The following is a 23,073-nucleotide window of genomic DNA, read 5'->3' as shown; positions in this document are numbered from 1 at the left end:
ACAACAAATTCGGAAAAGACACCAAAGTCGCCAACTGCGCCGTGATCGCCAAAACCACCACCCCGATCGACTTCCAACGCAACTACTACACCGACAACACCACCGTCATCATCAAAAAAGGCTAACCCACCCAGCATCTAATCCACCCGGTTAGACCCCCCACAGAATTCCCTCGCAGGAACACCAGGCGGGCCCCACGTGCACACAGCGTGAGGCCCGACTTTTTGCATCCGCGTTGGCATCCTCGCCGTCAGTCTGGTGTATACCTAGGTCATCGGTATTAGGAGCGCCATGACCACCACGAGTGCCCGCCCGACGCGCGTGCGTCTGGCCGCCGACCCCGCTGATTTTGCTCGGCTCGGTCTCAACCCGCTTAGCACGGCCCAGTTCGAAGATGGGCTGCGCACCGACCCGAACCGCCGTGGATTCTACGAGTGGTGGTATCTCGACGCGAGTCTCGACGACGGCGCCAAGCTTGTCGTGGGGTTTTACACGAAGAACCCTGCGACGCCGGGCACGCGCCTCGCTCCGTTCGTGAACATCAACCTCGACCTGCCCGATGGAAGGTCGTTCGAGAAGACTTTCGCGGCCGATCCCGAGCAGTTCAGCGCCTCGACCGACAGCTGCGACGTGCGCATCGGCGACCACCGTTTCAGCGGTGACCTGCAGACCTACCGGGTGAGCGCATCCGTTGAGAACGTCACGGTGAACGTGACGCTCACCGGCACGGTGCCCGCCTGGCGGCCGGCGACGGGGCACGAGATGTTCGCCCGAAACGGGGTGGAGAAGGCGTTCGCCTGGTTTGTGGCGGTGCCGAGCGGACGCGTCGACGCAGAATATTCGGTCGACGGAAAGGCTGTCAGCACAACGGGGGTTGGCTACCACGATCACAACTGGGGTGATGCGCCCCTGCGCAAGCTCATGCACAACTGGTACTGGGGACGCGCGCAGGTGGGGCCGTACAGCCTGATCGCCGCACACATCACGGCCGAAAAGGCCTATGGCTACGAACCCCTCACCATCCTCCACCTCGCCCGCGACGGTGTTGTGGTGGCCGACGACGGCACCAAGGTGGCCGTCACGACCGAGCGCATCTGCATTGACGCTCCCACGGGTAAGCCGGTAGCGGATGCCCTCACCTACGACTACCGCGCCGGTCCCGACCGTTTCACGATCGCTTTCGAGCGGGAGCAGACGCTGCTGCGCACCCGGTTCATCGACGTCGTGCCGCCGGCCGCGAAGCTGCTCGCCCGCCTGATGCGCTCCGACGCCACGTACCTGCGCTTTGCCGGAACCCTGATTCTGCGCCGGTACCTCGACGACGTTCTGGTCGAGGAATATACCGAGACCAAGGCGCTCTGGGAGCTCATGTACCTCGGCAAGACCCGCCTTCCGGTGGCCTGAGGGTTCTGCTTTCTGCCGCAGCCGGCTGCGCGGGACCTGCGCAGGTGCGCGGGAGCTACGGCCTGGCCAGAACTCCAGCGCCGCGCGCCGCGCTGGACCTGCGCCAGTGCGCGCGAGTTTCGCCTCGCGCGCAGCTCCCGCGCCTCGCGAAGGTGGCCCACTGTAGGGCGAGCCGCACCGCCGCAGCACCGCGCGACCCACCGACGGCCGCGACACGACCGCGAACCCCCGCTGCTTCGGACAGCGTGAGTGAGCCGTGGTATGACGCGGCCGATGGCACCGTGCCCTGGGCCGTGACATCCAGCGAGTAGCCCTAGAGCCTGCGTGCCCCCCGCGACCGCGAGCGATCTGCGTCTGCGGATCGGCGCGATTACTCCGCGACGGAGTCGGCATCCCACACGATTTGAGACGTCTTGAAGACTTGGCACCAGCAGCGGGACGCGTCGCCTCGGATACCGAAGATGGTGAGCACGTCGGGTTAAGGGGCATCCGCTACGTTCACTATTCTGGTGTCGGCGACTGCGGTCATGCGCTCCAAGTGCCCCCGGTCGCGGTCGCCGGGCGGTACCGCTGTGCCATCCAGCCACCTCCGCCGTAGGCTCTAATTGCACACGCAGTGCGCAGGAGGACGACATGGCCCAGACGACGGCAACCGAAACGACGGCGGCAGCGGTGCTGGCCGAGCTGGTGGAGCTCGACGACCCGAAAGCCCGCCTCATCAATGCCAGGCACGGCGACGACCACGGAGTGAACCTCGGTCAGCTGCGTGCGGTCGCCAAACGGCCGAAGGCCCAACCGGGTCTTGCCCGCGAACTGTGGGGGACCGGTGACACCGCCGCGCGGCTGGTTGCGATTCTGATCTTTCGTCCGAAGGAGTTCGCGCCCGGCGAGGTGGATGTCCTGCTGCGCCAGGCGGGCATTCCCAAGGTGCACGACTGGTTCGTCAACTATGTAGTGAACAAGAGTCCGCACGCCGAAGAGTTGCGCCTGGCGTGGTTCGCCGATCCTGATCCGGTTGCGGCGAGTGCGGGCTGGGCACTGACCGCCGACCGCATCGCCAAGAATCCCGAGGGGCTCGACCTCGCAGGGATTCTCGACCTCATCGAGGCTCGAATTAAGGATGCCCCGGATCGACTGCAGTGGGCGATGAACAACTGCCTGGCCCAGATCGGGATCGAGCACGCCGAGTATCGTGCGCGGGCCATTGACATTGGTGAGCGCCTGGAGGTTCTCAAGAATTACCCGACGCCGCCAAACTGTACGTCCCCCTTCGCTCCCATCTGGATCGCCGAGATGGTGAGTCGGCAGCTTCCCGCCTAGCCCCCGCAGCACGCACGTAATGGGAATCGTGCACAGACTCCAAATTCGTTGAGCGGATGCGGTCGGGCCTGTTATCGCAGGTCCGGCCGCTTTTTTGTGCCCGTTTCCGGGTTTTCGTCTACCCCTGAACGGGGGGTGAACCTGAGAAAGACCCGTATTCGATTGTGACAATACCCATAGTGGGCAATACTCATTTTCAGACGAAGCGGCCCCCTCTCAGCCGCTCACCCGCACCCCCCGAATCTGTGCACTAGACGAAATGTGAACCCATGTCCTCCACTGCTTTCGCTTCGACCTCCGCCGTTCGCTCCACCATCGCTCCCACCGGCCGTCCCTCTCGCCGCCTGGCCCTGATCGCCGCCGCCGGCGCGTTCGCCGTCGCCTTCAGCGGCCTCGCCGTGCTGCCGGCCCAGGCCGCCACCAACACCACCTCGGTCGCCGTCCCGGCCGGCAGCAAAGTCACCACCGACCTTGGCACCATCCCCGCCGACGCCGCCTCGGTGCAGGTCATGTTCGACACCACCGCCGCCGCCCGCACCGACATCAAAGTGCTCGTCGGCCCGGAAAACACCCAGCGCTACTACTTCACCGCCCCCACCGGCGACGGCCCCGAACGCACCTACACCGTCCCCGTCACCAGCAAATCCGACGGCACCATCACCGTCGCCAGCGCCACCGCCAACGTCACCGTCGACATGACCATCGTCGGCTACACCGCCAAAACCGTCCCCACCCCCACACCAGCACCCACACCAGCACCCACACCAGCACCCGCACCGGCACCCGCGCCGACGCCCGCACCTGCTCCGGCCCCGGCCCCGGCTCCGGCCCCGGCTCCGGCCCCGGCGGCGCCGACCAGCGGCACGCCGACCGGCACCAACACCGGTGTTCCCGCCGGCACCAGCCTGAAAATCGTCACCGGTGACATCAACGTCACCACCCCCGGCACCGTCCTGAACGGCCTCGACGTGCGCGGCCTGGTCAAGATCAGCGCCGCCAACGTCACCATCAAAAACTCCATCATCCGCGGCCGCACCATGAACGGTCCCGGCGCCCTCATCAACAACCTCGGCGGCTACAGCAACCTCGTCATCACCGACACCGAACTGTTCCCCACCGTCGCCTCACCCGACGCCAACGGCATCTACGGCTACAACTTCACCGCCACCCGCCTGAACATCCACAACGTCATCGACGGCATCCACATCACCGGCAGCAACGTGCTCATCCAGAAAAGCTGGATCCACAACAACATGCACTACCTCAACGACCCCAACCAGGGCGGATCGCCCAGCCACGACGACTCCATCCAGGTGCAAATCGGCAACAACGTCACAGTCACCGGCAACCGCCTCACCGACTCGCACAGCGCCGCCGTGCAAATCACCCAAGACCAAGGCAAAGTCTCCAACTTCAGCTTCACCGACAACTACGCCAACAACGGCGCCTGCACCGTCAACATCGCCGAAAAAGCCTACGGCCCCCTCGTTGGCACCATCATCAAAGACAACAAATTCGGAAAAGACACCAAAGTCGCCAACTGCGCCGTGATCGCCAAAACCACCACCCCGATCGACTTCCAACGCAACTACTACACCGACAACACCACCGTCATCATCAAAAAAGGCTAACCAGACCCCGGCCAACCCCCACAGAATTCCCTCGCAGGAACCAGGCGGGCCCCACGTGCACACAGCACGCGAGGCCCGCCTTCTTTGCGCGCCCAGACCCGGGACGGCCGGACCGCAGACCACCTGCGTTGGTCAATGGCGGTCTCGACAGGCTCGACCAACGGATGGGACCGATGTGCCGCCCGGTCATGGTGGGCCATGGCGGTCTCAACGGGCTCGACCAGCGAGATGGGCACGACCGCAAACCGGTCGCGTTGGGCAGGCTCAGGTGATGGCACCCGGCTAGATGACACTTATGTCATAAATGGCCCGACGGGGACACCGGTAGTGCAGCCTCGTCCCATAGAGCAACCCCATGCTCCGATTGTTAGGGGAATCATGCAATTATCTGCCCGCCCACCCGCCCACCAGGCTCCCAAGCGTCGCTTGGCCGGGCCGGCCGCCGTCGCGGCGCTCGCGCTGCTGATCGGCGGTATTGCGCCCGTGGCCGTACGCACGTTCTTGCAGCCCGATGCGGCACAGGCCGCCGTGCCGGCAAGCGCCACCGACGAGACGAAAGTGCCACACTATTTCGGTCCGTACCCCAACTGGGCCAATAGCCCGCAGACCTTGGCGGATGCGATGGTGACGATCAGCGTCGGCACCCCGACTCCGGTGCTATACGGCAACCCGCTGACCGAGCGCAAGTACGCGACCGACTACGCGAAGCCGACTGGTGAGTTGGGTCCGGTGTTAGTGGTTCTCGACCACACCAAGCTGCCCGCCGGCACCCTCAACGACTTCCAGACCTGGAACCAGGGCATCGCCGGAGCAAGCCCGACCACATCGGCGGACAGCCTCTTTCACGCCCTGGTGCTTCGACCTACCGGAACCATGGGGGAGTACACCGTGGTCTTCGCGAGCGACGAGCTGAAAGTGCCCACGCCGACCGTGAACACCGGCGAGGTCGAGACCTATTCAATGCCAGCAGTGGCAGTGCAAAAGGATGACGTGATCGGCTTCTACGGCCAGGGAGTTCCGGTGGACACCGATGTTCCCGCCAACGGCGACACCCTGAGCACGCCGGCGAGTGGTGACCTGACACTCGCCACCAATATCGCTCCGGCCGCGAACAGCACGGTCAAGCTCGGAGCGTCGAACTACCCGGACTTCTCCCACGACCGCACCTACTCTTTCGCAGCCGATGTCACTCCGACCATCACGGACCCGGGCACCGGCGCCGAAGCGACAGCCTCGGTCGACCCGAAAACGGGCGCTATCTCTGGTGTCACCGTGACCAGCCCTGGTGCAGGCTACGCGGTCTCGCCCACCGTGAAGATCACGACGGCCGGGGTCACCCCAACCACGGTAGCGAAGGCCACTGCCAAGATCGCTACCGGCGTCATCACCAGCATCGACGTCAACGAGACCGGATACGGGTTCACCTCGCCCGTCGTGACACTGACGGGCGGCAACCCCACGGCAGGCGCCGAGGCGCACGCACAGGCCAGCGGGACTGTCGACAACCTGAAGCTGACCGACGGCGGTAAGGGCTACCAGGCTCAGCCGCTGGTCAACATCTCAAAGCCTGATCTCGCCGGCGGCGAGCAGGCCACCGGCAGTGCAACGATGGACTCCAACGGCGTCGTCACTGCTGTCGAGATTGCGAACGCCGGCAGCGGATACACCTCTGCGCCGACGGTGACCCTGACCGACGCCAGCAAGACCGCTCCCGATCAGGAAGCCAAGGTTGATGCCACTATCGGTGTCACCCGCATCGACGTCACCGATGGCGGCGCGGGCTATGACTCTGCCCCGACCGTGACGATCGCCGACAGCGTGGGCACTGCTGACAAGGGTGCCAGCGCCACCGCCAAGGTGGCGGTCAAGGGCTCGGTCACCGACATCGTCGTCACCACCCCTGGAGCCGGTTACCTCACCCCCGGGATTAAGAAGTTCGTGGATACTCTGCCCGGGGAGGGCGAGGCCAATGCCAACGACCTGGGCCAGTACATTCCGGTCGCGGTGCCCGACACCACGACCTATCCCGGCACGGACTACTACGAGATCGCGGTCGTGCAGTACCGCATGAAGTTTCACCGTGATCTGCCGGCCACCCTCCTCCGCGGTTATGTGCAACTCTCGACCGGTGTCGTCCCCGGCAAGAAGGTCGCACTCGCCAATGCAAACCTCGATCCGACCCTGCCCGACAGCCCCATCAGCTTTACCGGAGTGGACAAGCCGCACTACCTCGGCCCGACGATCATCGCGACGAAGAACAAGCCCGTTCGGGTACTGTTCCGCAATCTGCTCCCCACCGGCGTGGATGGCGATCTGTTCCTGCCGGTCGACACCTCGGTGATGGGTTCGGGCGACGGCCCGGACATGATGACGCTCAACCCCACCACCAAGGTGCCAGAAGACATGGCGAAAGACGAGGGAAGCGTCCTCGATGGTGTGCGCAACCCGATGTGCGGGCAGACGCCTAAGCCGACCACGTGCTATTCAGAGAACCGCGCGACTCTGCACCTGCACGGCGGCATCACCCCCTGGATCAGCGACGGCACGCCACACCAGTGGGTCACGCCGACCGGTGAGAACACCGCGTACCCCAAGGGTGTCAGCGTCAGCAACGTGCCGGACATGCCGGATCCCGGCCCCGGCGCGGAAACCTTCTTCTATACCAACCAGCAGAGCGCGCGAATGATGTTCTACCACGACCACTCGTGGGGAATCACGCGGCTCAACGTGTACGCCGGTGAGGAAGCCGGATACATGATCACCGACGACACCGAGCAGAAGCTGATGGCTCCCGGCGGAGCCCTGGAGGGCCTCGGTATGGGCACCTCGCTCACCATCCAGGACAAGACGTTTGTGCCGAGTGCAACGCGGATGGCGCAACTCGACCCGACCTGGGACCCGAAAAAGTGGGGCGGCGAGGGTAACCTCTGGCAGCCACACGTCTACATGCCCGCGCAGAACCCTGGCGACCCCAGTGGGATGAGCGCATTCGGTCGATGGTTTTACGGCCCGTGGTTCTGGCCGCCGGCCAAGGACGCCAAGTATCCGCCCATGGCCAACCCCTATTTCGACCCTACCTGCGACCCGAATGTGGCTGACTTCTGCGAGCCGGCACTGATTCCCTCGACGCCCAACAATTCAGTGGGAATGGAGGCCTTCCATGACACGCCGGTCGTCAACGGCACCGCGTATCCGACCACGACCATGGAACCGAAGTCGTATCGGTTCCGGATCCTCAACGGCTCGGATGACCGCTTCTGGAACCTGTCTTGGTACGTCGCTGATCCCGCTACCGGCACTGAGGTCGCTTTGAAGTCCAGCGAGGTAGCTCTCGCGCAGACCGACACGTCAATCGTGCCGACTCCGGACACGACGAAGAGTTCCAAAGGCCCCGACTGGATTCAGATCGGCAACGAGGGCGGATTCCTGCCAACCCCGGCAGTCGTCCCCGCCCACGAGACGACGTGGATCACCGACCCGACCCGGTTCGATGTCGGCAACGTCGACCAGCACTCGCTGCTGCTCGCGCCGGCCGAACGTGCCGATGTGATCGTCGACTTCTCCGCCTACAAGGGGAAGACTCTCATCCTCTACAACGATGCACCGGCGGCCTTTCCTGGCCGGATCCCCGGTTACGACTACTACACCGGTGGGCCGGACCTGGCCCCGTCAGGTGCGCCCACGACCCTGCCCGGCTACGGGCCCGACACCCGATCGGTCATGCAAGTGAAGGTGTCGAACACGGCTCCCGCGCTGGCTTTCGACCGGCCGAACACCACGGCTGACCAGATGGGCAAGCTGATGGCGGCGTTCGACCACCACACCGACGCGGCCGGCAAGCCCGCCGGAGTCTTCGAGTCCAGCCAGAATCCGATTGTGGTCGGCCAAGCCGCGTACAACAAGGCTTACGGCACGAGCTTCGTCGGCAGCGGAGCTTGCAACGCGACATCGAACCCCGCCGCCAAGTGCGATGGCTTCGCCCGGATCGCGGAGCAGGGAGGAGACACGTTCAAGTTCGACACACTGTCGGGCAACCAGCTCGGCATTCCGATCGAGGGCAAGAGCGTGCACGACGAGATGAACTCGGCGAACTTCGACGAGTGGGGCCGGATGAGCGGCAACATCGGTTTGGAGGCGCCTGGAGCCACCCCGCTTCTGCAAAACGTCATCCTCTACCCCTATGTGAACCCCGCCACGGAGAAGCTGGACGGTACGAAGGGAACGAACAGTCTCAACGTGACGCCGATCTCCACCAATGCCGACGGTACGCAGATCTGGAAGATCACCCATAATGGCGTGGACACGCATCCGCTTCACTTCCATCTGAACGACGTGCAGGTGTTGAACCGGGTCACCTGGGACAACATCATCATCCCGCCCGAACCGACAGAACTCGGTTGGAAGGACACCGTGCGGGTCAGTCCACTCGAGGACACGATCGTGGCGGTTCGACCCATACTCCCGAAACTGCCCTTCGCAATCCCGGACAGCATCCGACCGCTCAACCCGATGATGCCGCTGGGCGCCAAGGGCTCGACGACCGGCCCGAACGGGTCCGAAGCCGGGTTCAACAACACCGATACCAACGGTGACCCGATCGACCCGATCAGCAACGTCATGACCAACTTCGGCTGGGAGTACGTGTGGCACTGCCACATCCTTAGCCATGAGGAGATGGACATGATGCGGCCGATCTCGGTCAGCGCGCCGCGCACGCTCCCGGACGCGTCGGTGATGAGCTTCACCCGACCCACGACCGACGTGCTGCTGAGCTGGACCGACGGCACTCCGGTTTCGATCACCGATCCGACGACGTGGGGTAACGCGAAGAACGAGATCGGATACAGGATCGAGCGGGCACCGATAGTCAACGGGACGCTGGGCGCGTACGTGCAGTTCGCCACCACCCTGGCAAACGTCACCACCTACACCGACGTCACTGCGGGGACCGGGGAGTACGCCTACCGGGTCACGGCGTGGAACGCTGCAGGGAACACGGTGTCCGCACCGGTGCTCACAGCTTCCACCACGCCGAAGCTGACCGCGCAGAGTCCCGCAGCCGGGGCGAACGGGGTAGCGACATCCGTTCGGCCGACCGTCACGTTCAGCGAGGCCGTCACCGGGGTCAGCAGCAGCACGTTCACGTTGAAGCAGGGCTCCACGGCCGTTCCGGCTACGGTGACCTACAGCACGGCGACGCGGACGGCCACGCTCATCCCGACAGCGGCACTCACCGCTGACAAGCCTTACACTCTCGCAGTGACCACGGCCATCAAGAGTGTGTCGGGCGGCTCAGTAGCGGCGACGAGCTGGAGTTTCACCACCGGGCCCAGCCCCACCGTGACGACGACCAATCCCGCTGCCGGAGCCACAGGCATCGGTCTGGGAACTGCCACGACGCGGACCCCGTTGAGTGCAACGTTCAGCGAGGCCGTATCCGGCCTACCCGCCACCGCCGCCAGCACGCCCAACTTCACCCTGAAGCTGGGGGCGACGACCATCGCCTCGAAGGTGGCCTACAACGCCACCACCCGAGTCGCCACGTTGACACCGGATGCCCCGCTGGTCGGTGACCGCAGCTACACCCTGACCCTGACCAACGCGGTCAAGGACCTGGTCGGGAACCAGCTCACCGCCAAGACGTGGACCTTCATTACCGGCCCCGCCCCAGTGGTCGCGGCTCGAACCCCGGGGGTCAACGCCACCGGGGTCAGCCGGACTGCGAACATCACGGCAACCTTCAGCGAGGCCGTCACCGGTCTGCCGAGTAGAGCTGCGGCGAGCGCGAACTTCACCATCAAGCGGACCTCGACCGGTGCTGCCTTCGCCTCCGTGGTCAGCTACTCCAGCACCACGAGGGTGGCAACGCTCAACCCGTCCGGCACCCTGCTGGCAAATACCCAGTACACCGTCACTCTCAATAGCGGGATCAAGGACACCGCTGGCAACCTACTGGCGCCCGTCACCTGGAATTTCACGACGGGCAACTAGCACCGCCCCACAGCGCACCGCCGCCGGGAATTCAGGGCCGGGCGGCGGTGTGTCTTGCCCCCTAGAGGCACGTTCACGCTGGACGAGGAGACGACGATGTCGACAGGGACGCCCCACGTGACCCGGAACCAGAAGTACCACGCCCGGGGTCCGGTTCAACTGCTCGTCGTGGTGTTGTTCGCAGCACTGACTCTGGCGTTGACCCTGACGCTGGTCCTGCCGCCGGCCCCAGCCTCGGCGCACGCCGAACTGTTGTCCACGATGCCGGCCGAGGGCGAGGTGCTGGACCGTGCGCCAAGCTCGGTGAAACTCACCTTTGACGAGCCGGTGTCCCTGGTGTCCGACGGCTTTCAGCTCTACGACGGCAGCGGTGGACATCGAACTGTGCCGGTCGAGCTGGAGGGAGAAACTGTTCGGGCCACCCTGCCGTTCGCCCTCGCCGAGGGCAGCTACGTGCTCGGCTGGCGGGTGATTTCCGACGACTCCCACCCCGAATCCGGGGTGCTTTCCTTCGCCGTGGGCCAGGCCGACGCGGCCCTTCCCGGTGTCGTTGGGACGGACACCAGACCGGTAGATATCTTGTACGGCGTACTGACCGCCGTCGGCTATCTGGGCTTGTTCTGTCTGGTGGGTCTCACCGTCTTCGACCTGTTCATCGTCCGCACTGCCCCGACCGGTCGTCGGTTGCCGCGGGTAACCGCAATCATCGCGCTCAGCGCGTACCTTCTACTCGTGCCGTTGACTGTGGTGCGGGCGCGCGGGTCGGGTTTCGGCGAGCTTTTCGATCTGTTCGTCGTCGCCGAGAGCTGGACCGGGGCGGCGGCAGCGACCCTGGTACTCGCCTCCTGCGGGACGGCGCTGATGCTGCTCCGGGTGCGACTACAACGGCGGGAGAGTTTCTGGGCAGGGGCCACCGGCGCTGGGATCGCGCTGCTGTCGGTGCTGCCGGTCGGCCACACCCGAACCTTCGGACCGAGCTGGTTGGTGATGGGCGCCGACCTGGTGCACGCCGCGACCGCAGCGGTTTGGCTTGGTGGTCTCCTCGCCCTGGTGCTGTTTCTCACTCGCGCCCGACGGCGGAACGGCGACCCGGCCGAGGCTGCCGGAGTCCTGGGCAGGTTTTCCGCCCTCGCTGGTGGTCTCGTCATCGTGCTGGGCCTGACCGGAATCATCCTGGCACTGGTCATGGTCGGCTCGGTCCCGGCCCTCGTCGGGAGTGACTACGGCCGGCTGCTGTTGGCCAAGCTCGCCCTGGTCGCGGTCATCGGCGGACTTGCAGCGTGGAATCGATTCGGCCTGGTCCCGCGCCTGACGCGCGAGGACTTCACTGGACAGGCCTGGCATCGGCTGTCGCTGGCGGTCCGGCTGGAAGCGGTGGGGATCGTGCTGGTCATCGGGCTTACCTCGGCCTTAACACTGCAGAACCCGCGAGCGAGCGAATCTGAGCCGGCCCTGACTGCAGCCACAGCGTCCACCCGGGTTGGATCACCGATGCTCGCCGACCTTGGCACCGGCCACCTGACCGGTCGGTTCAGCCCGGGCACGGCGGGGGTCAACGTCATAACCTTCGACATCACAGATGCTGACGGAACGCCGATAGTGCCTCTCGATCTACCGCAGGTCACTGTGGCCGAACCGAACCTGAGTCTTGGCCCGCTAGCCGCCACGGTGGAGGCTGGGAACACGCCGGGCAGCTACCGTGCTGTGGTCGTACTACCGGTGGCCGGCCAGTGGAAGATTACCGCGGCCGTCCGGGTCAATGAACTGGAGCGGCCCGCGGCCGTCGCCGACGTGGTCGTCGTGGGATGAAACCGGCCCGTTCCATCGTGGTCCCACAGTTCAGCGTCTAAACCTGGCGGGGGGTTCCGTGCTAGAAACGGACGTCGGCAGACTCAATGAGGGAGGACTGGTCAATCGGATCGAAAACAGAATCTTCGGGTTGGGCAGGGGGCGCCGGCTCTACCGGGAATCGCAGAGTGAATGTCGTGCCTCGACCGAGCGAGCTGGTTACCGAAACGGTGCCGTCGCGGGCTTCCATGGCGGCTTTGACAATAGCCAGCCCCAGCCCGCTGCCGGCCCGCTCGCCCGCTGTCGACGCGGTGCGGAAGATATCAAAGATGGTGTCCAGATCGGTGCCGGGGATGCCAGCCCCGGTATCCCGCACGGTCAGTACCATCTCGCCGACCTGAGTCTCCGCCGTCATCGCAATGGTGTCGCCTGGACCGGTGAACCTGACCGCATTCTCGAGCAGGCAATCCAGCATTGCCTCGAGTCGCTCGTTGTCGCCCAGCACGGTGCCCACCGCACTGCGGGCGCTCCAGGCGCGGTCGGCAGTGACCGACCATCGGCGCAGAATCTCCGCCAACATTCGGTCAACGTTAACGGGCTCTGGGGCCGACGGCTCCACCACTCGAACCAGGGTGAGCAAATTGGTTGCCAATGCGGACGCCTTGACCAGTTCGGCCACGACCAGCCCGGCGTCCTCGCGCACCGTGTGCTCGACTGACTGGTCGGCGATGAGCTGCGCGTAGCCCCTGGCGATCGTCAGCCGGGTGCGCACCTCATGCGAGCCGAAGCGGGCGGCGTTTTCCCGTTGTTCACTGCGGTAGCGGTCGGCCTGTTGCAACGCCCGCAACCGGGCCTGAGCTGTCCATTGCCGGTTCACATGCCAGATCAACAGCGAAATGATTCCGCCCATCAGAACGGTCTCACTGCATTCTTCCCAGGCGATGATTCCGGCCATGGCATGTCGAATCAGGGCGATCCCGGTCACCGTCATGATGACGGCAAAGACCACCATGGTGGCCCGCCGGGGCCACGGGCACAGTCCGTAGAGCAGCGCGAAACTGGCCCAGACGAGGTGATACGGGATGGTCTCGTTACCGGGTAGCGCAAAGGTGAGGTAGCAGTTCACCCCGGCAAACACCGCCCAAACAGCGACGAGGACTGCTTTAGGCCGTGATCCGATATCCGACATTGCGCACCGTTTCTATCTTGTCGTTTGATAGTTTCCATCGCAGCCGACGTACGCAGACATCAACGACGTTCGTGCCAGCATCGAACTTTGTCCCCCACACCCGCTCAAGCAGCTCGGCCCGGGTACACGGCTCAGGCGCCCGCTCGAGGAGGTGAAAAAGCAGCATGAATTCCCGTTGAGTCAGAGGGACGCTGCGCCCGTCAATGATGAGGTCCCGTTGCTGCAGGTCGATCTCAACGCCGGCGATGCGGAGGTAGCGGGTTACTGTGGAGGCGGATGCCTGCAACGACGGGGGAGTCTGGAGCCGGGTGTGGATCCGAGCCAGCAGCTCGGCGTTGGCGAAGGGTTTGGCCAGAAAATCTACCGCACCGCCCTTGAGGACACCGACTCGGGTCGCCACCTGCGTCATCGAGGAAAGCACCAGGACCCGACTCGACGGACGGAATCGCATCAATTCGGCGAGGACGTCTTCGCCGCGCCCGTCGGGCAGCACCAAGTCCAAGATGATCAGCTCCGGGTCGACCGTGCGGATCGCCCTGAGTGCGTCAACTGCCGTGCCGGCGACGGTGACCGCATAGCCGGCGCCACCGAGGATGCGGCCGAGGAGCCGGGCCAGCATGGGCTCGTCCTCGACGACGACGATGCGGTTCACGTCGGTATCCGCTCCTTCCCGCGTGGCTCGATGGCGAAAAACGTTGCCACTCTGGGCGATGCAATCCCATGAATGAATTTGCGTCAGCACAATAGTTGAGTTTTCCTTTGGCGCAGGTGCAATCTACCGCTGATGTCCTCTTAAAAGGGGACACCGCCTGCTCCCCAGAAAGGGGGGTGCTGCGAATCTGCAGACATGGCCCGTGGGGCGGGTGACGACCTAATGAATGTCTCCGGCAGAAAATAAGGGGCCTCGGCCTATTTGCTGGGGAGATCCCAACCGAGAGCGACGTGCTCAGGCGTTCTCGAGCTCCGCGATCACAATCTTCTTTTGGCCCATCATGACGCCGATCTGTTCCGGTCGGCGAGTCAACTCGGCCATGTTCTCCGGAATGATCTGCCAGCTGACGCCGAACTGATCTTTGCACCAGCCGCACTGCTCCGATTCGGCTACGTGGGAGAGCTTCGCCCAGTACGAGTCAATCTCGTCCTGGCTCTTGCACAACACGACCAATGAGATCGACTCGTTGAAAGTGAAAATGGGTCCGCCATCGAGACAAACAAAATCCACGCCGTTCAACGTGAATGAACCATTCAACACCTTGCCGCTCATTGCGGCGAAGTGCTCATCGAGACTTTCGTCGGGGTAATCAACGATCGAATTGATGCGGGAATTTGGGAACACGTCGATGTAATACGTCATCGCCTCGCGCGCTCTATCGTTGAACCACAAGCACGGCTGGATGGGCAGAAGCTCGGCCATCAATACCTCCCGTTGGGAATCGTGCCTTTCAGAGTAGTTCGCCCCCCGCCCGTGGCCAAGCCCTTTCGGGCCAGCGGATGCTGCGCAGTCTCGGTCGTGAGCGTCGTGAGCGTCGTGAGCGTCGTGAGCGTCGTGGGCGTCGTCGCGCGGCTGCGGTCGACGCCGAGGCTAGTCCTCCGAGAGCAGGGCGAACGACTTCTTGGTGCCGTTGTACCAGTCTATTGGCTGCTTCGGGTGCTTCCGGCGGTTCTTCATGCCCTGACGCGCCTGATCGTGTGTGGTTCCCAGCGGGCAGAATCTTCGAACGGATGCACCGGCGCGAGCCGCATCCGCCTCGTTCGGTGTTCGGCGAGCAACGTTGCCATCCGCGGCGTCCGGCGTATTGTCGAACGCACTACCGAGGAGGATTTCCGATGCGCAAAGTGACCTATTCCATGAGTACTTCACTCGACGGCTACATTGTCGGACCCGACGGCACCTTCGACTGGACGACGCCAGACGCGGAGGTCTTTCGCTTCTGGATCGACGACATTCGAAACGTCGGCGTACACCTACTGGGACGACGGCTGTACGAGGCGATGCTGTACTGGGAGACCGCCGACCAGGAAACAGCGCTCGATGAGGCAGACGCCGAGTGGACTGCGCTGTGGAATCCTCTCCCCAAGGTGGTGTTCTCCACCACGCTGTCCGCGGTGCAGGGCAACGCCCGTCTGGCCTCTGGCGGGCTCGGCGAGGAGATCGAGCGATTGCGAGCCGAGCCGGGGGAAGGCGACATCGCTATTGGCGGCGCGACTCTCGCCGCCGAGGCATCCGCTCTGGGGCTAATCGACGAATACCAGGTCATGGTCTGCCCGGTGCTGGTCGGCGGCGGTATTCCGTTCTTTCCCCGAACTGAGCGCCTCGTGACTCTCGAACTCGTCGAAACCCGCACCTTCAAGTCGGGAATCGTCTACCTGCGGCACCGCGTCGTGCGCTAGCAGGAGGAGGCAGTAATGGCGGTGCCTCCCGCAGCCGCGCGGATTGGCTTAGAGAAGGACAAAGTCGATTTCGTACGAATCGAGACCTGTAGTGCCAAAGCGATTCGCATCACTTTCGAACTACACAGCTGCAGAAATAGATGAGGTCCGGTGCGGCCAAACCGCCAATCGGCGACTCAACCACGTGCATCATGGCCTGAAATCTTCGCGCCCCTACCGGACATGCCTCAGTATGAGAGTTGTGAACGACACCGAGCGCGAAGAGCGGATGCGCAACCTCGTCGCGCTCGTCGGCGACCCGGTGCGCCGCTACCTGCACCGCCGCACCGACGCCGCGACGGCCGACGACGTGATCGGCGACACCCTGCTGGTGTGCTGGCGCCGCCTCGACGAGGTGCCCGACGATGCCCTCCCCTGGGCGATCGTCGTCGCTCGACAGTGCCTCAGCAACGCCCAACGCGCCGAGCGTCGCCGCACCCGTCTCATCGGCCGCATCATCGCCATCGACCCGCCGCCGGCCCTTGCAGACGAGAACCCCGCAGCATCCACTGTCGATGAAGGCACCACCGTGGCGGCCCGCGTGACCGCAGCCCTCGCCGGCTTGCGTCGAGACGATGCTGAGATCCTGCGGCTGTGGGCGTGGGACGAGTTGACGAGCCCGCAGATTGCCGTTGTGCTCGGCATCAGCGCGAACGCAGCGGCGATACGACTGCACCGCTCGAAGGCGCGCCTCAAGCAGGAGCTACTGAAATCCGTCCACTCGACCGGACATATAACTTACGACGAAGGGAGCGAAGATGCACGATGATGACCGTGCGCTGCGCGATCAGCTGCGCGCCGCCGATCCGGCCCGCGCGCTGCCCCCTGCCTCGCCGACGTGGCTCGACCACAGAATGGAGCAGATCATGACCGACCAATCCGTTTCCACCCCGACCGTCACCCCTGAGGCCCCGCGACGCGTGTTCCGGCGGTGGATGCCGATGGCAGGCGTCGCCGCGGGCGTCGCCATCGCCGCTGCAATCATCGCGCCCCTCGTTCTCGGTGGTCCGGAACCCACTGTCGAGTCGCTGCAGCCTTCCATGGGCGGAGGCTTGGCGAGTGGCAGCTGCCTCGTGCTCGAGCCGGCGACCGTCGCCGCGCAACAGCAGGCGTTCGCCGCGACGGTGCTGCAGATCCAGGGCAACACCGTTGTGCTGGAGGTCACGAAGCGCTTTGTGGGCGAGGTAGCCGACCGCGTGGAGGTGGCGCAGGTCGACGCGATAACCTCCGACTTCTCAGGCGTGCCCTTCGAGGTAGGCCAGAGCTACCTCGTCGGCGCAGTCGATGGAACGATCACGGGATGCGGCGTCACCGGGGCAGACAGTGCCGAGCTTCGCGCCGTCTACGACGCAGCGTTCCCTGGCTGATCCAGGTCCGCGAGAGCGGCTGGCGGGAAAAACTGCGTGGAATCGTCCCATCTCATGTAGGAAGGTCACGGCGGTCAGTGCAACCGCTGTGACGTTCCCCAGAAGCAGCACGACTCCGGCGCGGTGTTCTGGGCGTAAGGCTTGGTCCAGAGGAGCGGCGACGCTGACAAAGGAGGAGGCTGTATTTTTCGTACTCTCGCCTGCGCGTGAGGCGTGTCTGACCAAGATTCAGTGGCCCGGCAGCCCACCGCCTCGAACAACTGGGCGGACGCTCGCGCAGCATCCGCTCATACCAGAAATCGCTTCTGAGAAGCCTCAGGAGCGATTTCTTTTTGTTCCGACCGAACCGTTTCGCGAACGGCCTTTTGGTCGGGCTGACAGGATTCGAACCTGCGACCCCTTATAGGTTCTAGCCTAAATTCTGTCATTTCCGAAAGTTCCCGAAAACCCGCGGATTCCTCTATGTTCACAGGGAACCGGGCGGTTCGCTGCCTCCAATTGTACGTCATCGTTTTGGATCAATTAGTGATGAATGTGATGGGTAAATGATGACCTTGTGAACCGCTTTTGGCGGGCGCACAGTCGTGGAATGACCGCGGCCCTGACGCGGCCCATGACTCTGACCGGCGCACCGCGCATCGCCTCGGAAGCCGAGTTGCAAACCCCGCCCACGCGCTCGTTGCTGGCCGAGCCGGTATTTGAAAGAAGCCCCGCTTCGCCGCCGCCGGGGAGAACCCCGAGCTCGGGCACCTCGCCATCTAAACTTGGCCGGGTACCAACGGAAGGAATCATCATGAGCATGGAAGGCGCGGCCTGGAGCTCGCTGCACAAGATCTCGAGCGCTAGGGACAGCAAACACGGCATCTCCCGTGAGTCGGTGCGGAGGATCATGACGTTCGCGGTGCCCTACCGGTCTAAGCTGCTGATCTTCATTACCCTCTCTACGGTGGGAGCTTTCCTCGCTGTCGCGACGCCGGTACTCGCCGGCCAGGTGATCGACGTCATCGTCGCCCAGGGCGCGGTCACCACGATTGTGTGGCTCGCCGTCGTCATCGCGCTGGTGGCAGTGGCCGACGCCGCCGTGTCGCTCGTGACGCGCTGGTATTCGGCGCGGATCGGTGAAGGCGTGATCCTCGACCTCCGCACCGCCGTCTTCAATCACGTGCAGAAGATGCCGATCGCGTTCTTCACCCGCACGCGAACGGGCGCCCTCGTGAGCCGCCTCAACAACGATGTGATCGGCGCTCAGCAGGCCTTCAGTGGCACGCTGTCCGGCGTGGTCACGAACGTCGTGGCGCTGATCCTCACCCTGATCGTCATGCTCAGCACGTCCTGGCTCGTGACGGTTCTCGCCGTGGTCATGCTCCCCATCTTCCTGGTACCCGCGCGCCGCATGGGCAGCCGTCTCGCCGCGCTGCGCCGTGAGGCCGCCGACCACAATTCGGCCATGAGTACGCAGATGACCGAGCGCTTCTCAGCGCCCGGCGCCACCCTCGTCAAGCTGTTCGGCCGGCCCGACGAGGAGGCCGAGGAGTTCCGTGTCCGCGCCGCCCGTGTTCGCGACATCGGTGTGCGGGCCGCGATGCTGCAGTTCGTCTTCTATACCGCCCTGATGCTCGTCTCCGCTCTCGCCCTCGCGCTCGTGTACGGGCTCGGCGGCGCCCTCGCACTAGCCGGCCAGTTGAACACCGGCGACGTGGTCACCCTGGCGCTTCTCCTCACCCGCCTCTACGCGCCGCTCACCGGCCTCGCCAACGCACGGGTGGAGATCATGAGCGCGGTGGTCAGCTTCGAGCGCGTCTTCGAGGTGCTCGACCTCGACCCGCTCATCAAGGAGAAGCCCGACGCCGTCGCCGTGCCCGAACGCCCGGTGTCTGTCGAGTTCGACAACGTGCGCTTCGCCTACCCGTCCGCGGACAAGGTGTCTCTCGCCTCTCTCGAGGAAGTTGCCACATTGGACACCCGCGGCGGCGAGGAGGTGCTGCACGGCGTGTCCTTCAGGATCGAGCCGGGTCAGACCGTTGCCCTCGTTGGTTCGTCCGGTGCCGGCAAATCCACGATTGCGCAGCTTCTTTCGCGCCTGTATGACGTCGACAGCGGCGCCGTGCGTCTCGCGGGGACGGATGTCCGCGATGTCACGTTCGCCTCCATGCGGCACACTCTGGGTATGGTGACGCAAGACGGCCACTTGTTCCACGAGACCATCCTCTCCAATCTGCGGCTCGCGCGGCCGGAAGCGTCGGACGATGAGGTGTGGGATGCCGTTCGCCGTGCGCGGCTCGAGCCGCTCATCCGGTCGCTGCCCGACCAGCTGAACACCATGGTGGGCGAACGTGGCTACCGATTATCCGGTGGTGAGCGTCAGCGGATGACCATCGCGAGGCTCCTCCTCGCCCAGCCGCGCGTCGTCATCCTCGACGAGGCGACGGCGGCGCTGGACTCGACGTCTGAGGCCGCCGTGCAGGCGGCGCTCAGCGAGGCGCTTCAAGGACGGACGGCGATGGTGATCGCACACCGACTCTCCACCATCCGCAGCGCGGACCTGATCCTCGTGGTTGAGGACGGCTCGATCGTGGAGCGCGGTACGCACGAGGAACTGCTGGCTGTGGGTGGGCGGTACGAAGAATTGCACCGGACCCAGTTCGCCGTGCAGAAGAATGTTGCCGCGGATGCGGATGCGGAAGCGCTCAGCGGGGTCTAGTCACTGAGCACCTCGCCACCATGCGGTCTGGCGCCTGAGCCGGACGACCGACGAGTCGGTGGCGCTGCCGCGTAACCGACTCCGGCCCGTGGCCTCACGTCAAGCGCGGGCGGAGCGGGACGCGAGTTGGCGAAGGGTGGCTTCGATGCCGACGGCATTCTGCCGAGGAAAGCCGAGCAGCTCGTAGACCTTTCCCTGAACGGCTGGGACGGTGCTGTAGTCAAACGTCTCAGTAACGCGCGTAGACGTGGGCGTGAGCGGCGTGAGTTCCCAGCGCCACCGGTGTCCCGCGGGGTGACGCCACTCTACAAGCCGACCGTCTTCGATGCGCGTCACCGTGCTGGTGATGCGATACGGGACGCCGAACTGCTTCATCGCTACCGAAAATTTTGCGCCCTGGATGAGCCGCCGCGGTCCCGACACCGTACCGCCGACGGTTCCCGAACCGTCCAGCTCACCGTGACGGTGCGGATCAGCCACCAACGCGAAGACGTCTTCGGCCGAAGCCGGCACCGCAACAGTGCGAGCGACTTGGCGAGGCCCTTGCTCAACCTGTTCGACCGTCATGCTGCTCAGCCTAGGTGGGGGCTGTCGCTTAGTCGGTGTTTCCGGCCTGACGCGCTGCACGTGGGTCTTTCGGGAGCGGCGTCGATGCAACGAATTGCCGCTACGCGGGGTCGACAAGGGCGCCGTCATCCTCGTCACCCCAAGACTCAAGAAGCGTGATTCGCCCGCGCGAATCGCGAATCGAAAGCACGAGCGCAATGATCGCGGTCGCGATTCCGATAACGCCCAGGGGGTTCGCGATACCAATAGTGATATCCAAAGCAGGCTGTGTGGGTCCGCTGATGATTGTCTGCAAACCGCGAGGTGTTGAATCTGGAAGCGTGAGTCCCAACAAGAGTCCGATAACGCCCGATACGAGGAAAAACGCGTATGTAATCGCGCGCGTTTCAAACCCTCGACGTGCCGTGCGTCGTACCGCGAGCCCCGTGAACACCAACAAGGCGGCAAAAGTCACACCCAGCGTCGCCGCGTAGATGATGGTGAGGTCGCCACCGATCCCGAAGAGGTGGCGGCCGAAAGAGATCCACGCGGCCACCGCGATACCAGCAACCACGACCATGCCACCCATGTACCCTGAGCGCGAGGCACCAGGCGTCGCGCGAACTCGAATTACGCTGTACGTCATCACGCTCTCAATCACTGTGCTCGTTACAACCGTAGCCAAGGAAGTGTTTGCGCGCGCGCCCCCACAGATGGACAAGCCCGCGAACCGCGAAATAAATTCGACGCTATCCGACAACACACCCCTTCGCCACCTGGGACCGCGGCCGGATCGATCATCTCATCTAGCCATGTTGTTCGCCGGATGATGGCTGCCGCTATGGGGAATGCGGTCAGCAGCAAGCTGGCGTCTCTTGCCGCAGCTTCACTTGCACGGCAGCGGTTTCGCCGTCGCGGCTCACAAGAAGGTCAACGCCCCGACGCTGGTCGGAACGCACGGACACGTCGAAACCGGCCGCGATGAGCAGGTCAACTGCGTCGTCGGAGCCGGCACTGTGATCCTCGTATTCCTTTTAGTGAGCTATTTCACTACAACTACTAGTACTAGTGCGTACTTTCTCTAGACGGAGTCCAGCGAGATGCCACGTGCCTGAGTCTTCACTTTAGTGTGCGGGTGTGGGGGTCATGATGCGGAGCGCTTGGGGTTCCATCCAGGCTTTAAATGCTGCGGCCTTTCCGAAGCCGTCGCCGTCGAGTTCGATTTCATCGGGTCGAGTCAAACGGGCCCGGAGGGTTGACCCTGTTTCGTAGTGCAGATCGTGATCGTTTCTATGCTCTCCCGCGATAGCTCGTCCAGCCTTGGTGCGACGAACGACACCGTTGGTCCAGGCGACCTTGAACCAGACCCGTACCCAGCCCACCACTCCCGTGGGCCGCGTCATCATGAGATCGAATAGTCCGTCGTCGACAATTGCATCGGGCATCAGCAGGATGTTTGCGGGCAGCGACCCGCAATTTCCGATGATGAGCGTGTGGACTGTTCGACGGGTGAGTGGCCCGTTGTCGAGTTGGAACCGGAGGTGAAGTTCCGCGGGGTCTCGTAGCGATGCGACGATGGCCTTCACGTATGCCGCCCAGCCGGCTTTGGCTTTAAGGTCCTCGTCGGTGTTTGCGATCATCTTGGCGTCGAGGCCAAGGCCGGCCATGACAACAAAGGCGTGCTCGTCTCGGGTGTGATCCTCTCGCTCGATGCTGATCATTCCCAGATCGACCTTGCGCTCGACTCCGGTAAAGGCCGTGCGAATGCTTTCAGGTGAGGCGTCCAACGTCAGTTTCAGGTTACGCGCGAGCAAGTTTCCCGTACCGGACGGCAGCAAGGCCAGAGGCACATCGTGGCCTCGAAGCGCCTCGGCAACCGCCCGAACAGTTCCGTCCCCACCCGCCGCAATAATGAGGTCCACGTTCTGCAATAAGGCTTTCTTGGTCGCACCTTGACCGGCGTCATCCGCAGTCGTCTCAAACCAGCGTGTTTCTGCCCATCCCGCGGCAGTAGCCTCTTGCGTAACCGCGTCACGAAGTTTGGCGAGATCCACCTTAACCGGGTTGTAAACCACGGCAGCAGCGCGCGAAGGATGATCGGTCATGGCGACATACTACGGGTATATATGACGACGAAGTTGTCGTCTCGCGTCGATCATGGCGTCGCCGTCAACTGAGGGAATTTACGCTAATGTCACGCACATGGTGGCGGTCGCATGGGTTGTCGTCGGACTCCCGGTGGGAAAGAGGAGCTGAGTGGGATACCAAGACTGGATTGAGGCAGCCGGTCGCGCTGTTGATGCTGCGGGCGTCCTTGCGGTGGTAATGGGTGCTGTGCTGGCAACCGTGTTCGCCATAACGCGGATCGTGCGCAAAAAAGGTGAGGTCTACGGACGATTCAGACGGTTTTTGGGTCGCTCCATTCTGCTCGGGCTTGAGCTCTTAGTGGCGGCAGATATCATCCGCACTGTGGCGGTGACGCCGACGCTGGAAAGCGTGGGCGTATTAGCGGGGATCGTACTTATTCGCACCTTCCTCAGCTGGTCTTTGGAGTTAGAGATCACGGGTCAGTGGCCGTGGCAGACGGACCATCGACGGACGAGTACAGTTCAACGCCGGTCGGCGGAGGGATAACCGTTCGCTCTTAAAGTTGCCCATTGATAACTTAGGTTACTGCTGCTCATCATGGAGCCAATCCCGGAATTG

16 protein-coding genes are annotated in these 23,073 nt (G+C 63.9%); 10 read left to right on the top strand and 6 right to left on the bottom strand.

What is annotated here, in order from left to right; genetic code table 11:
• The first annotated feature begins 291 nt into the window (after positions 1 to 291).
• The 5 genes from QMF22_RS12570 to QMF22_RS12550 all read left to right on the top strand — a co-directional run bounded on the left by QMF22_RS12570 (position 292) and on the right by QMF22_RS12550 (position 12,155).
• Positions 292 to 1,404 carry a lipocalin-like domain-containing protein gene (locus tag QMF22_RS12570; protein ID WP_283454064.1) on the top strand — a complete coding sequence of 371 codons (1,113 nt, stop codon included), beginning with the start codon at positions 292 to 294 and terminating at the stop codon, positions 1,402 to 1,404.
• Positions 1,405 to 2,037: 633 nt separating this feature from the next.
• Entirely contained in the window at positions 2,038 to 2,724 is a 687-nt protein-coding gene (locus QMF22_RS12565) for a DNA alkylation repair protein (protein ID WP_283454062.1), read from the top strand.
• 269 nt (positions 2,725 to 2,993) lie between these two features.
• Positions 2,994 to 4,355 carry a hypothetical protein gene (locus QMF22_RS12560; RefSeq protein WP_283454060.1) on the top strand — a complete coding sequence of 454 codons (1,362 nt, stop codon included), beginning with the start codon at positions 2,994 to 2,996 and terminating at the stop codon, positions 4,353 to 4,355.
• Positions 4,356 to 4,733: 378 nt separating this feature from the next.
• Positions 4,734 to 10,346 (top strand): Ig-like domain-containing protein, encoded by a 5,613-nt coding sequence (locus QMF22_RS12555; RefSeq protein ID WP_283454058.1) that lies wholly within the window; start codon positions 4,734 to 4,736, stop codon positions 10,344 to 10,346.
• 96 nt (positions 10,347 to 10,442) lie between these two features.
• Positions 10,443 to 12,155 carry a copper resistance CopC/CopD family protein gene (locus tag QMF22_RS12550; RefSeq protein WP_283454056.1) on the top strand — a complete coding sequence of 571 codons (1,713 nt, stop codon included), beginning with the start codon at positions 10,443 to 10,445 and terminating at the stop codon, positions 12,153 to 12,155.
• Positions 12,156 to 12,216: 61 nt separating this feature from the next.
• On the opposite strand, the gene QMF22_RS12545 is transcribed toward QMF22_RS12550, so the two are convergent.
• From QMF22_RS12545 to QMF22_RS12535, 3 genes are all read right to left on the bottom strand, one after another.
• Entirely contained in the window at positions 12,217 to 13,323 is a 1,107-nt protein-coding gene (locus tag QMF22_RS12545) for a sensor histidine kinase (protein WP_283454054.1), read from the bottom strand.
• Positions 13,298 to 13,975 (bottom strand): response regulator transcription factor, encoded by a 678-nt coding sequence (locus QMF22_RS12540; RefSeq protein WP_283454052.1) that lies wholly within the window; start codon positions 13,973 to 13,975, stop codon positions 13,298 to 13,300. Before QMF22_RS12540 ends, QMF22_RS12545 begins: the two co-directional genes overlap by 26 nt.
• A 294-nt stretch (positions 13,976 to 14,269) precedes the next feature.
• Positions 14,270 to 14,737 carry a VOC family protein gene (locus QMF22_RS12535; protein WP_283454050.1) on the bottom strand — a complete coding sequence of 156 codons (468 nt, stop codon included), beginning with the start codon at positions 14,735 to 14,737 and terminating at the stop codon, positions 14,270 to 14,272.
• 77 nt (positions 14,738 to 14,814) lie between these two features.
• On the opposite strand from QMF22_RS12535, the gene QMF22_RS17395 reads away from it, so the two are divergent.
• The 4 genes from QMF22_RS17395 to QMF22_RS12515 all read left to right on the top strand — a co-directional run bounded on the left by QMF22_RS17395 (position 14,815) and on the right by QMF22_RS12515 (position 19,821).
• The gene (locus QMF22_RS17395; RefSeq protein WP_349357093.1) at positions 14,815 to 15,714 is read left to right on the top strand and encodes a dihydrofolate reductase family protein; all 900 of its coding nucleotides are present in this window, start codon (positions 14,815 to 14,817) and stop codon (positions 15,712 to 15,714) included.
• Between the two features lie 241 nt (positions 15,715 to 15,955).
• Positions 15,956 to 16,522, top strand: coding sequence for an RNA polymerase sigma factor (locus QMF22_RS12525; RefSeq protein WP_283454046.1), 567 nt, complete (start codon positions 15,956 to 15,958; stop codon positions 16,520 to 16,522).
• Positions 16,512 to 17,120 carry a hypothetical protein gene (locus tag QMF22_RS12520; protein ID WP_283454044.1) on the top strand — a complete coding sequence of 203 codons (609 nt, stop codon included), beginning with the start codon at positions 16,512 to 16,514 and terminating at the stop codon, positions 17,118 to 17,120. The genes QMF22_RS12525 and QMF22_RS12520 overlap by 11 nt, the downstream gene beginning before the upstream one ends.
• Positions 17,121 to 17,913: 793 nt before the next feature.
• Entirely contained in the window at positions 17,914 to 19,821 is a 1,908-nt protein-coding gene (locus tag QMF22_RS12515; RefSeq protein ID WP_283454042.1) for an ABC transporter ATP-binding protein, read from the top strand.
• A gap of 99 nt (positions 19,822 to 19,920) precedes the next feature.
• Here the strand turns inward: QMF22_RS12515 and QMF22_RS12510 are convergent, their stop codons facing one another.
• The 3 genes from QMF22_RS12510 to QMF22_RS12500 form a co-directional block, all read right to left on the bottom strand.
• The gene (locus tag QMF22_RS12510) at positions 19,921 to 20,388 is read right to left on the bottom strand and encodes an SRPBCC family protein (RefSeq protein ID WP_283454040.1); all 468 of its coding nucleotides are present in this window, start codon (positions 20,386 to 20,388) and stop codon (positions 19,921 to 19,923) included.
• 100 nt (positions 20,389 to 20,488) lie between these two features.
• Entirely contained in the window at positions 20,489 to 20,947 is a 459-nt protein-coding gene (locus tag QMF22_RS12505) for a hypothetical protein (protein WP_283454038.1), read from the bottom strand.
• Between the two features lie 544 nt (positions 20,948 to 21,491).
• Positions 21,492 to 22,472 carry a diacylglycerol/lipid kinase family protein gene (locus QMF22_RS12500; RefSeq protein WP_283454036.1) on the bottom strand — a complete coding sequence of 327 codons (981 nt, stop codon included), beginning with the start codon at positions 22,470 to 22,472 and terminating at the stop codon, positions 21,492 to 21,494.
• A gap of 151 nt (positions 22,473 to 22,623) precedes the next feature.
• Here QMF22_RS12500 and QMF22_RS12495 point away from each other — a divergent pair, with 151 nt between their 5' ends.
• The gene (locus tag QMF22_RS12495; RefSeq protein WP_283454033.1) at positions 22,624 to 23,001 is read left to right on the top strand and encodes a DUF1622 domain-containing protein; all 378 of its coding nucleotides are present in this window, start codon (positions 22,624 to 22,626) and stop codon (positions 22,999 to 23,001) included.
• Positions 23,002 to 23,073: the final 72 nt, after the last annotated feature.

Source organism: Cryobacterium sp. PH31-L1, from assembly GCF_030063145.1.
Classification (GTDB): Bacteria; Actinomycetota; Actinomycetes; order Actinomycetales; family Microbacteriaceae; genus Cryobacterium.
Note: the sequence above shows the minus strand (reverse complement) of the source record. Positions and strands in the feature narration are given on the sequence as shown.